The sequence below is a fragment of the Enterococcus sp. AZ149 genome (genome assembly GCF_051714285.1).
Taxonomy (GTDB): domain Bacteria; phylum Bacillota; class Bacilli; order Lactobacillales; family Enterococcaceae; genus Enterococcus_D; species Enterococcus_D entomosocium.
In genome coordinates this window covers 2,437,641-2,452,914 of sequence record NZ_JBIORO010000001.1, presented here as the reverse complement: position 1 = coordinate 2,452,914, position 15,274 = coordinate 2,437,641, and the positions used below count along the sequence as shown (strand labels likewise).

Here is a 15,274-nt window from a genome sequence, read left to right as displayed (position 1 = left end):
ATAGGAGGAAAACATGGATTTATTGATCAAGCAAGCACGTCTTGAAGACGATGCAGTATTAGTAGACATTGCAATTTCAGAAGGAAAAATCACCGCAGTTGCACCCAACATTGAAGAATCAGCAGCAACAACGATTGAGGCGAAAGGCAAAGTGGTGATCCCTGGATTGATCGAAAGCCATATCCACTTAGACAAAGCCTTGATCGCCGATCGTGAGCCCAATAATTCAGGTACATTGCAAGAAGCGATCCAAGTTACGGCAAAACTGAAACCGACCTTTACCGAAGAAGACATTTACGATCGGGCGAAACGCGCATTAGAAATGCTGATCGTACATGGCACGACTGCTGTGCGCACCCATGCCGAATTTGATCCAGCACAAGGCTTCACTGGATTTGACACCATCATGCGCTTAAAAGAAGAATACCGCGACTTGATCGATATTCAGGTCGTTGCCTTTCCGCAAGAAGGGATTTTTAAAGCTCCAGGGACGGATAAAATGATGATCGAAGCGATGGAAAAAGGCGCCGATGTCGTTGGCGGCATTCCTTACAATGATGCGCCAGCCAATGAACACATCGACTTGATCTTTGAGATCGCCAAACAATTTGACAAAGACATTGACTTGCATCAGGATTTTGCTGACGAAGCAGACGATACATCGATCGTCTACCTGTGTGAAAAAACCATCGCAGAAGGCTACCAAGGTCGGGTATCTGTAGGACATTTGACTGCGCTGCACGCCATGGAACCGGATCAGCTGGCAGAAGTTATCGATTTGATGGTCAAAGCCCAAATCAATGTGATGCCGTTGCCTGCGACCGACTTACACTTAGGTGCTAGAAACGATGCCTACAACGTTCGTCGTGCCGTGACGCCGATTCGCAAATTACGTGATGCCGGTGTGAATATCTGCTTAGGCAGCAACAATATTCGTAACGCCTTTACGCCATATGGCAACGGTGATTTGATTCAAATCGCTATGTTGGCTGTGCCAGTGGCACACTTAGGCGGCGCCGATGACCTGCCGACGGTCTTGCCAATGATTACGACCAATACCGCCAAAGCATTAAATATCAAAGACTATGGGATCGCTGTTGGCAACCGCGCAGATTTGATTCTTTTAGATACCCAGAGAAAAGCCGATGTGCTGATCGATATTCCTGAACGTTTAGTGGTCATCAAAAATGGCCGTGTCACTGTGGAAGTAAAAAAAGAAGTGACGATCCACCGTTAACAACAGATCGTGTTTTCTCAAGTAGTACGATTTATTCGTGCTACTTTTTTTGTAGTAATATAGTCGAGATAAAAAAATCATTTTCTAGTCATTTGTTCTTTTTTCATCTATGATAGAAAGAAAACCGCTATCACGGAGAGTTCGTTTAAGAAAATCCTGTCAAAACTGTTTGACAACGCCATGATATCAATGGATTTGAGCAGAAACCACAGCAGGTCTGCGTTAAGGTAGAAGAAGGAGGCCAAGATGACGATTGGGGAAGCACTAAAGAACCATCGAGTCACACAGCAAATGAGCCAAGAAGAAGTAGCAAAAAAAATTTTAGTGACCCGCACATCGATCTCAAATTGGGAAACCGGCAAGACGGTACCAGACAGTTTGAATTTATTGAAACTGAGTACCCTTTATGGGTGCAGTGTCGATGAGCTATTAAAAAAGGAGCGAGCAGGAATGAAAAAGAACTTTCGTACGATGACCTATGGTGCTGGATTGAAAGACGGAACGATGCGTTTGAAAATCGAGACTGATGCCAGCAAGTTTTTCCCACGAGGGGTTGAAGTCAAAGCATCCGTCGATTTAGAAACAGGAGAAGTGACCTTTTTTGTCGAGCAAGAGGATTTGAAAAAGCTGAAAGCAGCCACCGACGAAAAATAATTTTTTTATACAGATTTTTGCTAAATTTTGCTTGGACAAGAGAAAAAAAGTGATGGATAAAAAAACACGAGCCTACCTGCATCGTGTTTTTTTATGTGGGATGAAAGAGGACTGAGGCAATCGATGGCAGCTGATGCTGTTTTTTCTTATCTGCTATTTTCAAAGTTTGTAACGTTTAAGGGAAAGCGAAAAGATGTAAATGGATATATACAATATATAGTGAATAGATCGATTTTTATCTAAATAAAGCACAATATGTAGTATTTACTTTTTTAATAGATTGTGTAAAATAGCAGGTGTAGTGAAGAAGGAGCTGTTGTTTTTGAGAGTAACTGTATTTTGCGGTACCCGTTTAGAAAATGAGGAAAAGTTGGCAAAGACCGCTCGTGCCATCGGCAATGCCTTAGCAAAAAATCACATCGAGTTGATTTATTGCGCCCCTTTGGCTGGCTTGATGAGGGAGATCGTTAATGGGGTCTTTGAAAAAGAAGGCGCAGTGACGGGGATCTATCCATCAGGTTCCTTTGCAGAAGATTTGCCGTCAATCGTCACTGGATCAAGCACATACACCGAGTTCTATACGGATACGAGGGAGGAGCAAACACAACAATTGCTGGAAATGAGCGATGCCTACCTTGTATTACCTGGTGGATTTGGTACACTAGAGGAGTTGTCATCAATATGCTCTTTTATGACTCTTGGGAAATTGCCAGTCAAGCCAATCGGTGTGTTGATGAACGAAGTCTTGAAGGATGGACTGAAGCCACTGCTAAAAATGTTTGAAGCTTCCAGCTTTGCTTGGGCTGAACTGCCGGAAACGCTCTTTTTCCTATCTGACGTTGAGTCGTTGATCCAACGATTGGCGGCGAAGGGGTCAGGAAAGGAGTGCTTGGCAGGATGAAGCATGTCTATTTAGCTGGACCGTTTTTTCAAACGAACAAGTCGCACGACTCAAACAGGTAGAACGCAGTTTAGCTGAAAACCCACAGCCTTTGGCGGTCTATTCGCCGCGCCTGTATCAAGAAGGTTCATCTGAACCCAATACACCGGAATGGGCGAGAGAAATTTTTGAAAAAGACGTGCTGGAATTGACACGAGCCGACGTCGTCGTTGCCGTTTTGGATTACCATGAAGGAATCACTGATCCGGGAACAGCCTTTGAAATCGGCGCAGCACACGTACTAAATAAACCAGTGATCGCTTTTCAGGAAAAAGCCGCGGCGGTCAATCTGATGTTGACGGAGTCGGTACAAGCGTATTTGACTGATTTGACGGCACTAAGAGCGTACGATTTTGAAGAGATGGCGCACCGAGCATTTGTCGGTGACTATATTTAATAAAGGATGGATGAATGTGTTATTAATCGCAGGTACGATCGGGGCAGGAAAAAGCAGTTTGACTGATTTTTTATCGAAGGAAATGGCGTCGAAGCCTTTTTATGAAAACGTGGAGGACAACGATGTTCTGCCATTGTTTTATTCCAATCCAGAACGATACGCCTTTTTATTGCAGATTTTTTTCTTAAACAAAAGTTTTTTAGGGATGCGAGAAGCTTTGTCGAATGATGACAATGTCATTGATCGCTCCATCTATGAGGACAGTTTGATGTTTCATCTAAATGCGGATCTAGGTCGAATCGCACCGATGGAGGTCGAACAATACGATAACCTGTTGAATACGATGTTGCGGGAATTGGAAGAATCAGCGCCATTGAAACATCCAGATCTAATGGTTCATATTAAGGTTTCCTTGGATACAATGATTGAACGGATCAACAAACGTGGTCGTTCCTATGAACAAATTGCCAACGATCCGACATTGTACGACTATTACAAAGAGTTGAATCAGCGATACGATGAATGGTATGAAAACTTTGACGTTTGTCCGAAAATGCAAATTGATGGGGATCAATTGGACTTTGTTGCCAATGAAGACAACCTCATGGTGATCCTCGAGATGATCCAAGAAAAATTGGCGGAAGTCCGTCAGACCCATGGCAAAGGCCACTATTGTACGGACAAAGCCATCGCAAAAGGTGATTTTTCTAAGAAAAACGCAGCATCTGTGACAAGCTGACCCAGCAGTTGAGACAGCTTACGAAAAAAACAAGTGTCTTATCGACAATGGGAGGGAGCAAGGCGATGAATGTTGAACGATTTATTGAAGCGAGGAAACAGGCGGGCTTCTCGCAGCAAGAACTTTCGGAAGGAATCTGTACGCAAGCCACTTTGAGTAAATTTGAAAACAACGGTCAAGCACCGTCCCTCAAAATTTTGATCAAATTGTGTAATCGGATCGGCTTGCCATTGGTCGACTTGTTTTCTTCCATGAATGTCGCAACGACCAAAATCAAGGAAGAATTGGCAAAAGCCGAATTCTACTTGATCACGAGCGAGTATGAACAGTTGGCTGCATTGTTAAGTCAAATCGAAGTGAAGTTGATCGATGAACCAGCATTAAAAGCGCAATATGATTATTTAAAAGGCTTTGAAATGATTTTTAATGAAGCTGCGATTACCGATGTCTTGTTTCAATTCGATCAGTTATTGATGAATGAAACGGCGGAGGAATTGTTTGATCTCTTAGCTTATACTGGGATCGGTTTGGTGTATGCCAGAGAAGAGGAATGGGCAAAGGCTGAGTTTTATGTGACGAAGGTCTTTGAGAAAATTTATACCTATCCGATCAAAACGATCGAAGACACGTGGCGGGTGTTGAACATCGTTTTTCATTGCGGCGTCTTTTATGCCAAAGTCGATGATTTGGAAACTAGTGATACCTTGTTGAATTATGTGTTGGCGATTTGTTCCGACAATCATTTGACCTACTACTTGGCTCGCGCGGCAGCCCAACTGACCGAAAATGCCATTCGTGAACAACAGCCGAAAGAAACAATTTTGGAAATGTTACACGATGCACGAGCGTATGCCAAAATCAATAAAAATGTAAAATTATTGGCGCATTTAAAAGCGGTCGAAGAAACGATTGATTAAAAATATATTTTCGACAAAAAAGTTTTGTTGCGCAAATGCTTGATAACTAGCAGTCCTTTCGACGAAGGGACTGCTTTTTTGAATTTTCTTTATATAAAAAAATATATAATCGTGTTGACAAAAAAATATATCGGGAGTATTCTTTAATTGTGAAAAAACTAACATAATTTGAGGTATATCGTTTTTAGGAGAAGGGATTTTATGAAGACAGCAGTGAGAGAAGCCGCTCGCACGATTCAGCGGATGGGCACGTCCATTGAGTTAAAAGTCGCTCATACAAAACCAGAAAGTGTACTGGACGAGCTGGAGACCCAACTGAAAGTATACGACCATCGCTTTAGTGCCAATGATCCGCGATCGGAATTGAATCAGCTGAATCAGTTAGCAGGACAAAAGGGGCTTGTGCTTGATCCAGAATTGTACCAGCTGATCGAAATCGGCAAACATCATAGCTGTGCTCCCCACAGTCAGCTGAATATTGCCATCGGTCCACTGGTCCAAGCATGGCGCATCGGGTTTGAAGATGCCCGCATCGTATCAAAGACGCAGGTCAAAGAATTGCTTGCGCTAACAGACCCGCAACAGATCCAATTGGCAGCAGGCAAGGTTTTTTTGAAAAAAGCTGGAATGAGGATCGACCTCGGAGCATTAGCAAAAGGCTACATCGCTGATAAGTTACGCACCCATTGCCAAGCCCGTGGAGCAGCGTATGGATTGATCAACTTAGGCGGAAATATTGTCTGTTTCGGCGCTGCACCAAATCATTCGGACGGGCATTGGCGGATCGGGATCCGAGATCCCAAAGGCGGTCGGGCAGACACCTTGGGCATTCTGCCAATCAAGGACCAAACCGTCGTCACTTCGGGGATCTATGAGCGGGTCTTGACCACCGCTGAAGGAACGTATCATCATTTGATTGATCCTCAGAGTGGCTTTTCCATCGAATGTGGGTATTTGAGCATCACGATCGTTGCAGCGACATCGTTACTGGGGGAAATCTGGACTTCGCGCTTGTTTGGCAAGCCCATTCCAGTTGTTTTGCAAGAGATTCAGCAGCAGCCAGAAATCGAAGGAATCATCGTAACCAAAGAAAATGAAGTCATTGCCTCTAAAGGCATTCAGGCAAGACTTTTAAGATAGCCCAACCAGAAAGGAAGAGACAGGATGAAATTTATCGGATTCGTGGGAACCAATACCACTCGTTCCACCAATCGTACGTTGTTGCAGTTTATGAAAAAAATGTTTGCCAATGAGGCAGAGATCGAACTAGTCGAGATCAAAGATCTTCCAATGTTCAACAAACCAGAATCAAAGGAGTTGCCCGTACAAGTAACCCAGCTTGCCGAAAAAATCGCAGCAGCAGACGGTGTGATTATCAGTACACCAGAATACGATCATGCCGTACCCGCAGCGTTGATCAATGCCCTGAACTGGTTGTCCTATGGAATTTTCCCTTTTGTTGACAAGCCAGTGATGATCACTGGTGCTTCTTATGGGACGTTAGGTTCTTCTCGTGCCCAAGCCCATCTAAGACAGATTCTGGACTCTCCAGAGTTAAAAGCACGGATCATGCCTAGCTCTGAATTTCTATTAGGTCATTCGCTGCAAGCGTTTGACGAGCAAGGCAACTTGATCGATGAAGAGCAGACCCAAAAACTGCAAGGACTGTTCAACGATTTTCTATTATTTGTAAAAATTACCAGCCAGTTGCAGCACGCCCATGCCGCTAATCAAAAAGAAGCTGCTGAATTTTCATGGGAAACCATCTAATCGCAAAAGATAGGAGCGTAAAGACAATGAAATTGATCGGAATCGTCGGATCAGCCGCTGAAGTCTCCACCAATCGTCAGCTGCTGAACTTTATCAAAAAGCAATACAAAAAGGAATTCACGTTAGAACTTGTAGAGATCAAAGACTTTCCTCTCTTTAATCAAGAGGAAGATCAAACCCAAAGCCCAGCCATCCAGCGTTTGAATCGGCAATTGCTGATGGCAGACGGTGTGATCATTGCTACACCAGAGCACAACCATACCGTGACGGCAGGACTGAAAAGCTTGCTAGAATGGCTTTCATTCAAGATCCATCCTCTGGAAAACAAACCAGTGATGATCGTGGGTGCCTCTTACTACGATCAAGGAACTTCAAGGGCCCAGCTGCATCTGCGCCAGATTTTGGACGCACCGGGAGTCAATGCTTTAGTGATGCCAGGGAATGAGTTTTTGTTGGGCAAAGCCAAAGAAGCTTTCGATGAAGCGGGTGATTTGATCGATGCCCGAACGGTTGCTTTTTTAGATGCGACGATCAACAGCTTCTTGCAATTTATCAAAGTCGTTTCTGCCTTAGCGGGTCCCAAACAATTGCCGCCCGAAGACCTCTACGCCACAGGGAAAATCGCAACCACCGTGGAAGGGGTGGATATGTATGATGATCAATGGCTGGAAAAAGCCGCTGAAGCAGTCGGTGCTGTTTCTGGCAATACCTACGTCAAACTAAATCGCGGCTTGCTGACAGTCGATCAGATCAATTACTTCTTAGATTCGATGCCGATGGAATTGACATTTGCCGATAGCAACAACCAATTCTTGTATTACAATCTGCGCGAAGAAGCCCAAAATATGCTGGCAGCACGTGTGCCAGGACAAGTCGGCAATCCATTAGCAAAATGCCATCCTGAAAAATCCTTCAAAAATGTTGAGTGGGTGATCCAACAGCTGCGCAGTGGGGCAACCGACGCGGTTCGGGTCCATGTGCCGAAACAGGTGCCAGAAAAATACATCGTCCACAATTATCAAGCGATGCACGATGAAAACGGCGAATATGCGGGGATCAACGAATACATCCTTGATTTCAAGCCAATCATCGAATGGTATTTGCAACAAACCGGTCAAAAACTTGTCGGCAATGAAGACGCCATTTCCAGTGCTTCTGTGCACCAAGAACCGACCGATGCGGTCACTAGTGCCAGTACTCATGACGCACCTGCAGCAGATGCGGTCACCAGCGCTTCAGTGAAATAAGGGTTGTCTAAAGGGAGAGAAGGAATCGCTAGAAGCATTCGCTTGCAATCAGTTGCCAAGCGAATGCTTCTCTTTTTGCTGCTTTTTCATGAATAAACGGTTTTCTATGAGCGATTGAGTTGATCAAGGACATCATTGCGAGGATTTCACAAAGTTTCTGAAAAAAATTTGCATATTCATCTTTTGCTTCGTATACTAGTTTAGGACGTTGCTTATAAAACGGCTGTATCATCGTACATATTTTTTGATAGGAGGAATTGCATGAAAGACAAACGAAAAGTCTTGCGTCCGTTAGGATCAGGGTTTGCGATGGCGGTTCCTTTGTTTATAGGGATCCTCGTTCAGGACCCTTTGATAAGTTCTGTGGGGGCGATGGGGGCTTTTTCCTACTTGGCTTTTCAACATCGGTCCCTTTTTTATAATCTGCGCGCCATTTTGACCCACGGCGCTGCGCTGCTGCTGGCATTTATTTTAGGCGCTGGGACAGCACTGATTCCTTGGAGCGCGCCTTTTATCATCGGTGCGTTATCGTTTTCTGCGTTTTTGTTGTCAAAAGTGATGCGGATCCCCAAGCCCGATTATTTCTTCGTGTTGATGCTTTATGCCACCGGCTTTAATTTTCACGCAGCGCACCTTGGAGAGATCTTGCACCACAGTTCCTATTTGCTTTACGGCATCGCAGGCTCGCTGCTTGCTGGACTGGTGATTTCGTTGGCTGAACAGCTGCCGTTGAAAGAAGAAAAAACGGCCTTTCAACAACTGAGCTTGCACGAGAAATATTCGCTAGCATTATCTCAGCAACCAGAAATGGTCATCAAAGCACTGCACTTTTCTTTGATATTGTTTATTGCGACCTACATTGCCTATCTGTTGCGGGACAGCAACGGGTATTGGATCTTGATTTCCGCTGCTGCCGTATTGGCAGGGGAACATATGGAAAAAATCAAAAATCGCACGATCGGCAGGGTACTGGGAGGAATCGTAGGGCTGCTGCTGGGTTTCTTATTGATGTCCTTGCATATGCCCCTTGAAGCGATCGCAGTTGTCTTGATCATTCTAAACATATTGACGGAGTTTTTTATGCCAGTCAATTATACCGTTGCTAATTTCTTTACCAACCCACAAGTCCTGCTGTTAATGACGATCGGTACTAGTTTTACGCCACTGAAATTGATCCCATTGCGTTTTTCAGGGGCATTGATTGGCAGCGTGCTGGCAATGCTGTTGATCTTTCTAATGGATTGGGCAGTAAAGCAAATGGAGCAAGCGCTGGGAAATAAGCCAGAAGACACGACGGATCAAACACAATAGAATGCACCATCATCGAAAAGCAAGAGCAGCTGCTCTTGCTTTTTTTGCATCTGATCCTCTATCTAAACGTTTTCTCCATCGGATAGGAAAAATAAGGAAAATATGAAATAATCGAGCAAAGAATTCTATCTTTAAATAGAAGCGTTTACATTTTTGCAAACTAAAGTGGCAGAAACATCTACTTTTTTTGTTGTAAGCGAAATCATATACTCAAATCAGAGAAGGAGAGAAAGTTGTGAAAAAACGAATCGTAGATGTTTTGCATCGCCTGTTGGTGACTGATTATCCACTATCCATCGAGCAACTGGCAGAAGAGACCGCAGCGAGTGGGCGGACGATCCGCAATGATTTGAATGAGATCAACACGTTTCTTGCTGACTTACACATCGGACCGATCCAAACCCTTCGAGGAAAGGGCATCCTTTTGAAAATGCCCTCAAAGCAGCAAGCCATCGTTTGGCAGGCATTACAGGCACAACAGTCGGAATATATGACCCGTGAAGAGCGGAGTTTTGATCTGCTACTGCATCTGACATTTTCAGAAGAGATCCTGGTGTTGAATAAAAAAGAAGAAGCGTACCAGATATCGAAAAGCAGCATGGATGAAGACATGCGCCGTTTGCGGGCGGACATCAATAAATATGGCATTGAGATCATTAGTCTAGGAAAAAAAGGACTGCGGTTGAATGGATCGGAACGAGCGATTCGGACGATGATTTTTGACATCATCAATCAGCGGATCGGTAGGCTGCCACTTGATAAACAGACCCCAGATTTAGTCTTTACAAAATTGCTTTATCGCTATTTGCCGCAAAAAGAAATCAAGCAGATCCAACAAGTGATGCAAGCAGTGTTGCCGCCAAATCAAAATGAGCTGTACAGCAGCCAAATCTTATTGTTTACCGCCATTTGGCTGATGCGCATCAGAATGAAGGAATTTATCACTCGCATGAATTGGTCTACTTCCAGCAATCCGCTCCAAGGGTCAGCCTATATTCAGGCGATCGCTGAAACCTTTTCGATTGAGCCACCAGAAATCGAAGTCAACTATCTTTCTTTCATCATCGAATCACTGAATTTTAAAGATTTGTCCAATTCCATCGAATGGGCGCATGCGCAACTCTTGTCGCTGCAGCTGATCCAATTTGTGGAATGCCAAACCAAGATCCCTTTTAGTAAAAAGGAAGAAGAGTTGTTAGAGGGATTGTATAAACATATGGCAGCGCTGATCGTTCGAGCCAAGAGCGGTATTCAAGTACCCAATCCGATCAAAGAGACCGTTCGCAAAAATTATGGACAAATCTACCAAGCCGTCAAGGGGTTCGCTCCTACGATCGAAGAGATCGTCGGTCAACCACTATCGGAAGATGAACTGACATTTCTCGTGATCCATTTTTCTACAGCCCTAAGTTCATTGAACCACGAGATTATTACGATCTATAAGGCGGTCGTCGTCTGTAACCATGGAATGGCAACCGGCAATCTGCTGGCAGCCAGCCTCAAGGAGAAGTTTCCAGAAGTAGAAGTTGCGGCAGTCTTGAATTCACAAGAAGTCAATTTGATCACGAAATTCGATGTGGATCTAGTTTTTTCAACCTATGAGATCGATTATCGAGAAAAGCCAGTATTACTGATCCCACCGATCATCAATGAAGAAAATCACCAAGTGATCCGTCGTTTCTTAAACAACAATGAACAATTCAAACGGATCGCCTTTGACCAAAAAAATGCCACGCTGTTCTTCAATCAGTTGCTTACAGTCATTGAAGAAAGTGGCGGGACGGTCGATGCTGCCGCCTATCGCAAATTGACACACTTGTTTGAACAAAATCAATTAGCCATTAATGCAAGGGAGATTCAGCCAATGTTAAAAGATGTTTTATCCGCTAGTCATATTCAATTAAACGTTCCTGTTCAAAATTGGGAAGAAGCCATTGAACGCTCGGCGCAGCCGCTAGTAAAAGAACAGATCATCGAAAAACGCTATATCGAGGCAATGGTTGCGGCGGTGGAGGAATACGGTCCTTATATCGTCATTGGCAAACATTTGGCGCTTGCGCATGCCCGACCAGAAGATGGCGCCCAGCAGTTGGGTGTGAGTGTCCTCACCTTGGCGCCGCCAGTCGCATTTGGGAACCCAGAAATGGACCCTGTCAAAATCATTTTTTGCTTGGCTGCGGTGGACTCCTACTCTCATCTTGCCATCATGAAGGAATTGATCGAACTGATCAATGATGAAGAAAAAGTCACGCAGTTGCTGGCTTGTTCCACGATTGAAGCTTTTCAATCATTGCTATTTTCATAAAAAACAAGAAAAGGGGAAAAAATCATGAACAAATTATCGATCTTATTCGTATGCGGTGCAGGTCTTGGCAGCAGCTTTGCGGCTCAGATGTCAACAGAAGATGTCTTAACGAAATTAGGAGTGGAGGCGAAATTGGATCATGTCGATATCTCATCAGCAGTATCAATGAAACCAGACATCATCATTACGGCAGAGAATTTTCGGACGCAATTTGAAAAGTTTGCTTTGGATCCGACAACCGCAATCATTTATTTACGCAACATCGTTTCAAAACCAGAAATCGAAGAAAAAATCATCCCAGTATTAACGGAAAAAGGCGCACTGTAAGGAAGAGGCATGACGAAGGGAGTTTGAAAAAATGGGCATCATCAATTTTATCATTGATAATATTTTAACGCAGGCATCGATCACGATCGCTTTGATCGCGATGTTAGGGCTGTTGCTTCAGAAAAAGTCAGCAGGTCAAGTCATTTCAGGAAGTTTGAAGACGCTATTGGGCTTCCAGGTTTTAAGCGCTGGTTCTAGCATCATCGTCGGTAGTTTGACCTATTTCGGCGAGATTTTCACAGAAGGATTCGACATGCAAGGCATAATCCCTTCCATCGAAGCCATCAACGGGCAAGCGATGAATGAGTTGGGCTTGGGTCGGGACATAGCGCTGACATTTTTAGCCATCTTTGTTTTTAATATTTTATTGGCACGCTTTACAAAATGGAAATATATTTTCTTGACGGGTCAAGCCATTTTATGGATGGCGACCATGACGACGGTCTTTGGCTATTTCGCTGGTTTACGGGGCGTTGTCTTGATTCTTGTCGGTGGGTTGATTGGGGCGATCTTTGCCGTAGCGATGCCAGCGATGGCTCAGCCCATCATCCGCAAAGTCACTGGGGCAGACGACATTGCTCTCGGACATTTCTGTACGATCGGTTACCTTTTTGAAGCAGGCGTTGCCTATCTGTTTGGAGAAAGAGGCGAGAAGAAAAAATCGATCGAAGACATCAAACTGCCACGTTCTTTTGAATTTTTACAAGATACCTATCTTTCTGTCATGGTCGTGATGGTTCCACTGTATATCGTGACGGTCTTGTTTGCTGGAGAAACCTTTGCTTCTACGCTCTCTGGTGATCAAAATTACATCATGTATGCCTTCTTACAAGCCATTCAATTCGTGGTTGGGGTCTATGTTTTGTTAGCAGGCGTTCGGTTGCTCTTAGGCGAGATCGTCCCTGCGTTTCGTGGGATCGCCATGAAATTGGTGCCTGATGCAAAACCAGCACTCGATTGCCCAGTGTTCTTCCCATATAGCCCAAATGCAGTTATTTTAGGCTTCATTACTACAACGATTGGGACAGTCATCGCCATGTTCGTTTTACCAGTCTTTGGCTTGGCGATGATCTTGCCGGGGATGCTGACGAACTTCTTTGCCGGCGGTACCGCTGGGATCTTCGGCAATGCGGTCGGTGGACGTCGAGGGGCGATTATCGGAGGGATCTTCCACGGTTTCTTCATTACGTTACTGCCAGCACTACTTGTGACGATCTTCAATCAAATGGGCTTTGTTAACGCTACGGCAACTGATGTGGATACCGTCACGGCAGCCCTGCTATATGCTTGGATCATCAGTCCATTGTTGAAAAACTTTTAATCGCTAGGAGGAAGACGCATGTTCTCTTTTTTCAAAAAAGAAAAAAAGCCCACAGAAACACCAGCGGTTACTTTGACCGCTGAAGAAAGCCAAGAGGAAGAAGCGCTTATTAAAACTTTAGAAAGTCAGTTGCAAGCAGAAACCGACATCGACGAACAGGCAAAATTGTATGAAGCGTTAGGCTTAGCCCAGGCAAAACTTTCTCGCACAGAAGAAGCGATCGACGCATTGGAAAAAAGTTTGCAGGCGAAGAAATCGATCGGGGACGGCTACAAAAAACTGATGTCCCTTTACAATGCTCAGCGTGCCGCCGCCGCACGAAATGGCGATGATGCAAAGATCGACTATTACATGGATAAAATGGAAGAAATGCGGCAAATCGCCAAACAACTTACGATCAGCGGCAATTAAACTAGACGAGGTGGAATCAAGGATGTATACAACATTAAAAGAAGTAACGAAAACAGCAGAAGCATTGAATTTTACAGTGGGGGCTTTTAATACCCATAATTTAGAAATGCTGCCAAGCATGCTGCGGGCAGCCAAAGAGATGGGGGCACCTATCATCATTCAAACAAGTATCGATACGGCGAAATACATCGGCTATGATGTCTTGGTCAATGTCGTCAAAACGATTGCCGATCACGAGCTGGTGGACGCTGTCTTGCATTTGGACCATGCCAGAGATTTCGATGAGATCAAAGCGGCGATTGATAGCGGCTATAGCTCGGTGATGTATGATGGTTCGCATTTGCCCTTCAAAGAGAATATTTTGAAAACGCGCGCAGTCGTAGAATACGCCCATGCCCATGGGGTGTCCGTCGAAGGAGAACTAGGAACGATCGGCGGCACAGAAGAAGGCATTCATGTGGAAGAAGACGATAAAGTCTTCACATGCCCAGAAGATGCAGTAGAATTTGTCGCTGCTACTGGCGTCGATGCGCTAGCCATCGCTATCGGAACCAATCACGGCCAATTCCGCTCCAAAACCGAAGTGAATGTTGCGTTATTGAAGAAGATCCATGCAGTCGTCGACGTGCCGCTAGTCATTCATGGAGGAACTGGCGTCAAAGAAGAAGATTATCCTGAATTGATCAATAACGGCATTCGCAAGTTTAATGTAGGTACTGAATTGTTGGTCAATTGGACGAAGATTGCGAAAGAAAATTTTGGGGCAACGGAAGTCAACAAATCATTGCGCCACAACGTGATCCCATCCAATGAAGCCATCAAAGAAATCGTCAAGCACAAGATCGGCCTTTTCATGAATACGAAAGCGCCGACTGCGATCGGCAAATAGATGGTACGCAAAAAGATGCTTGTTTTATTGGCAGGCAGCCCTGGGACTGGAAAAAGTTATTTACTGAATCTGCTGAAGGCACGTTTTCCCGATCTTTTCGCTCTTACGCCAGATGAAATCAAAGAGTGCTATGCCGAATCCCTTGGCTTTGATTCATTGGCAGAAAAAGCCCAGATCGAAAAGCAGTATGTTTGGCCTTTTTACTATCAGTCATTGGGCTTGTATATGTCTCTAGGAAAACGCTTGGTGGTCTCGGAATACCCCTTTAGTGAAAAGCAGAAGCCCTTGCTGACTTTTCTCGCTCAAAGTTATGGCTACGACTGCTTGACCATACGTTTGACTGCCTCGTTTGAAACCTTATGGGAAAGACGTTTCATACGTGATCGAGCGGATGACCGTCATTTGAGTTTTATCATGGAACGATACCATTACGGGGATGTGCTGGAAGATAGACAAGCTGCAACCAACCATATAACCAAAGAAGCGTTTCGGCAAATCATCACCGATCGCCGTTACGATGACTTTCAGTTAGGGGAGCTTATCGAAGTCAATGTGGAAGATTACAAGCAAGTGGATTATCGTCCGTTGATCGAGAGAATCGCAATTGAGCTAAGTAAATAAGCAAAGCAGTGGGCGTTATACCTGTTCTAGGTACATGCCAACTGCTTTTTTTTATGAGCTATTTCTCATGACTCAGCTTTTGGGGAAGTTTAGCTGTCACAGCAAGACGGATTGTTTCTTATGTCTCAGAAGACTTTCTTTTGCAAAACCGCCGATTTCCTCTAGAATAAGAAGCATAACAGAGAAAT

General features: G+C 44.4%; 15 protein-coding genes and 1 pseudogene. All 16 read left to right on the top strand.

From position 1 onward, the window contains the following. The first annotated feature begins 13 nt into the window (after positions 1-13). The 16 genes and pseudogenes from IGI94_RS11355 to IGI94_RS11280 all read left to right on the top strand — a co-directional run bounded on the left by IGI94_RS11355 (position 14) and on the right by IGI94_RS11280 (position 15,086). Positions 14-1,237, top strand: coding sequence for an amidohydrolase family protein (locus IGI94_RS11355; RefSeq protein ID WP_430615466.1), 1,224 nt, complete (start codon positions 14-16; stop codon positions 1,235-1,237). Positions 1,238-1,483: 246 nt separating this feature from the next. Continuing rightward, complete coding sequence (locus IGI94_RS11350; protein WP_061054425.1) at positions 1,484-1,891, top strand: helix-turn-helix domain-containing protein; 408 nt, start codon at positions 1,484-1,486, stop codon at positions 1,889-1,891. A gap of 322 nt (positions 1,892-2,213) precedes the next feature. Then, positions 2,214-2,792, top strand: a complete 579-nt coding sequence (locus tag IGI94_RS11345; RefSeq protein WP_101699226.1) for an LOG family protein — start codon at positions 2,214-2,216, stop codon at positions 2,790-2,792. Between the two features lie 79 nt (positions 2,793-2,871). After that, positions 2,872-3,228 (top strand): annotated as a pseudogene (locus IGI94_RS11340) (nucleoside 2-deoxyribosyltransferase); the annotation flags it as partial. A gap of 16 nt (positions 3,229-3,244) precedes the next feature. Next, positions 3,245-3,967 (top strand): deoxynucleoside kinase, encoded by a 723-nt coding sequence (locus IGI94_RS11335; protein ID WP_005225447.1) that lies wholly within the window; start codon positions 3,245-3,247, stop codon positions 3,965-3,967. Between the two features lie 65 nt (positions 3,968-4,032). Further along, the gene (locus IGI94_RS11330) at positions 4,033-4,884 is read left to right on the top strand and encodes a helix-turn-helix domain-containing protein (protein ID WP_142973744.1); all 852 of its coding nucleotides are present in this window, start codon (positions 4,033-4,035) and stop codon (positions 4,882-4,884) included. A 201-nt stretch (positions 4,885-5,085) separates the two neighbouring features. After that, complete coding sequence (locus IGI94_RS11325; RefSeq protein WP_438899781.1) at positions 5,086-6,024, top strand: FAD:protein FMN transferase; 939 nt, start codon at positions 5,086-5,088, stop codon at positions 6,022-6,024. 24 nt (positions 6,025-6,048) lie between these two features. Next, positions 6,049-6,654 carry an NADPH-dependent FMN reductase gene (locus IGI94_RS11320; RefSeq protein ID WP_086297474.1) on the top strand — a complete coding sequence of 202 codons (606 nt, stop codon included), beginning with the start codon at positions 6,049-6,051 and terminating at the stop codon, positions 6,652-6,654. Between the two features lie 26 nt (positions 6,655-6,680). Beyond that, positions 6,681-7,901: an NAD(P)H-dependent oxidoreductase gene (locus IGI94_RS11315; RefSeq protein ID WP_042890446.1), complete on the top strand. Its 1,221-nt coding sequence runs from the start codon at positions 6,681-6,683 to the stop codon at positions 7,899-7,901. Between the two features lie 261 nt (positions 7,902-8,162). Further along, the gene (locus IGI94_RS11310) at positions 8,163-9,212 is read left to right on the top strand and encodes an FUSC family protein (RefSeq protein ID WP_005234658.1); all 1,050 of its coding nucleotides are present in this window, start codon (positions 8,163-8,165) and stop codon (positions 9,210-9,212) included. A gap of 235 nt (positions 9,213-9,447) precedes the next feature. Beyond that, positions 9,448-11,517, top strand: coding sequence for a BglG family transcription antiterminator (locus IGI94_RS11305; RefSeq protein ID WP_438899780.1), 2,070 nt, complete (start codon positions 9,448-9,450; stop codon positions 11,515-11,517). A 24-nt stretch (positions 11,518-11,541) separates the two neighbouring features. Then, positions 11,542-11,844: a PTS sugar transporter subunit IIB gene (locus IGI94_RS11300; RefSeq protein WP_015509266.1), complete on the top strand. Its 303-nt coding sequence runs from the start codon at positions 11,542-11,544 to the stop codon at positions 11,842-11,844. A 31-nt stretch (positions 11,845-11,875) separates the two neighbouring features. Next, on the top strand, positions 11,876-13,165 hold the full coding sequence (locus IGI94_RS11295; RefSeq protein WP_430607096.1) for a PTS sugar transporter subunit IIC: 1,290 nt from the start codon (positions 11,876-11,878) through the stop codon (positions 13,163-13,165). 18 nt (positions 13,166-13,183) lie between these two features. Further along, positions 13,184-13,576, top strand: coding sequence for a tetratricopeptide repeat protein (locus IGI94_RS11290; protein WP_430607095.1), 393 nt, complete (start codon positions 13,184-13,186; stop codon positions 13,574-13,576). Positions 13,577-13,598: 22 nt separating this feature from the next. Beyond that, positions 13,599-14,465: a class II fructose-bisphosphate aldolase gene (locus IGI94_RS11285; RefSeq protein WP_430607092.1), complete on the top strand. Its 867-nt coding sequence runs from the start codon at positions 13,599-13,601 to the stop codon at positions 14,463-14,465. Continuing rightward, a complete protein-coding gene (locus IGI94_RS11280) occupies positions 14,466-15,086 on the top strand; it encodes a zeta toxin family protein (protein ID WP_194188416.1) in 621 nt (206 codons plus the stop codon). Positions 15,087-15,274: the final 188 nt, after the last annotated feature.

Coding starts and splice junctions, on each gene's coding strand:
- IGI94_RS11355 (WP_430615466.1), top strand. CDS start 14: ATGGATTTATTGATCAAGCAAGCACGTCTTGAAGACGATGCAGTATTA.
- IGI94_RS11350 (WP_061054425.1), top strand. CDS start 1,484: ATGACGATTGGGGAAGCACTAAAGAACCATCGAGTCACACAGCAAATG.
- IGI94_RS11330 (WP_142973744.1), top strand. CDS start 4,033: ATGAATGTTGAACGATTTATTGAAGCGAGGAAACAGGCGGGCTTCTCG.
- IGI94_RS11325 (WP_438899781.1), top strand. CDS start 5,086: ATGAAGACAGCAGTGAGAGAAGCCGCTCGCACGATTCAGCGGATGGGC.
- IGI94_RS11320 (WP_086297474.1), top strand. CDS start 6,049: ATGAAATTTATCGGATTCGTGGGAACCAATACCACTCGTTCCACCAAT.
- IGI94_RS11315 (WP_042890446.1), top strand. CDS start 6,681: ATGAAATTGATCGGAATCGTCGGATCAGCCGCTGAAGTCTCCACCAAT.
- IGI94_RS11310 (WP_005234658.1), top strand. CDS start 8,163: ATGAAAGACAAACGAAAAGTCTTGCGTCCGTTAGGATCAGGGTTTGCG.
- IGI94_RS11300 (WP_015509266.1), top strand. CDS start 11,542: ATGAACAAATTATCGATCTTATTCGTATGCGGTGCAGGTCTTGGCAGC.
- IGI94_RS11295 (WP_430607096.1), top strand. CDS start 11,876: ATGGGCATCATCAATTTTATCATTGATAATATTTTAACGCAGGCATCG.
- IGI94_RS11290 (WP_430607095.1), top strand. CDS start 13,184: ATGTTCTCTTTTTTCAAAAAAGAAAAAAAGCCCACAGAAACACCAGCG.
- IGI94_RS11285 (WP_430607092.1), top strand. CDS start 13,599: ATGTATACAACATTAAAAGAAGTAACGAAAACAGCAGAAGCATTGAAT.
- IGI94_RS11280 (WP_194188416.1), top strand. CDS start 14,466: ATGGTACGCAAAAAGATGCTTGTTTTATTGGCAGGCAGCCCTGGGACT.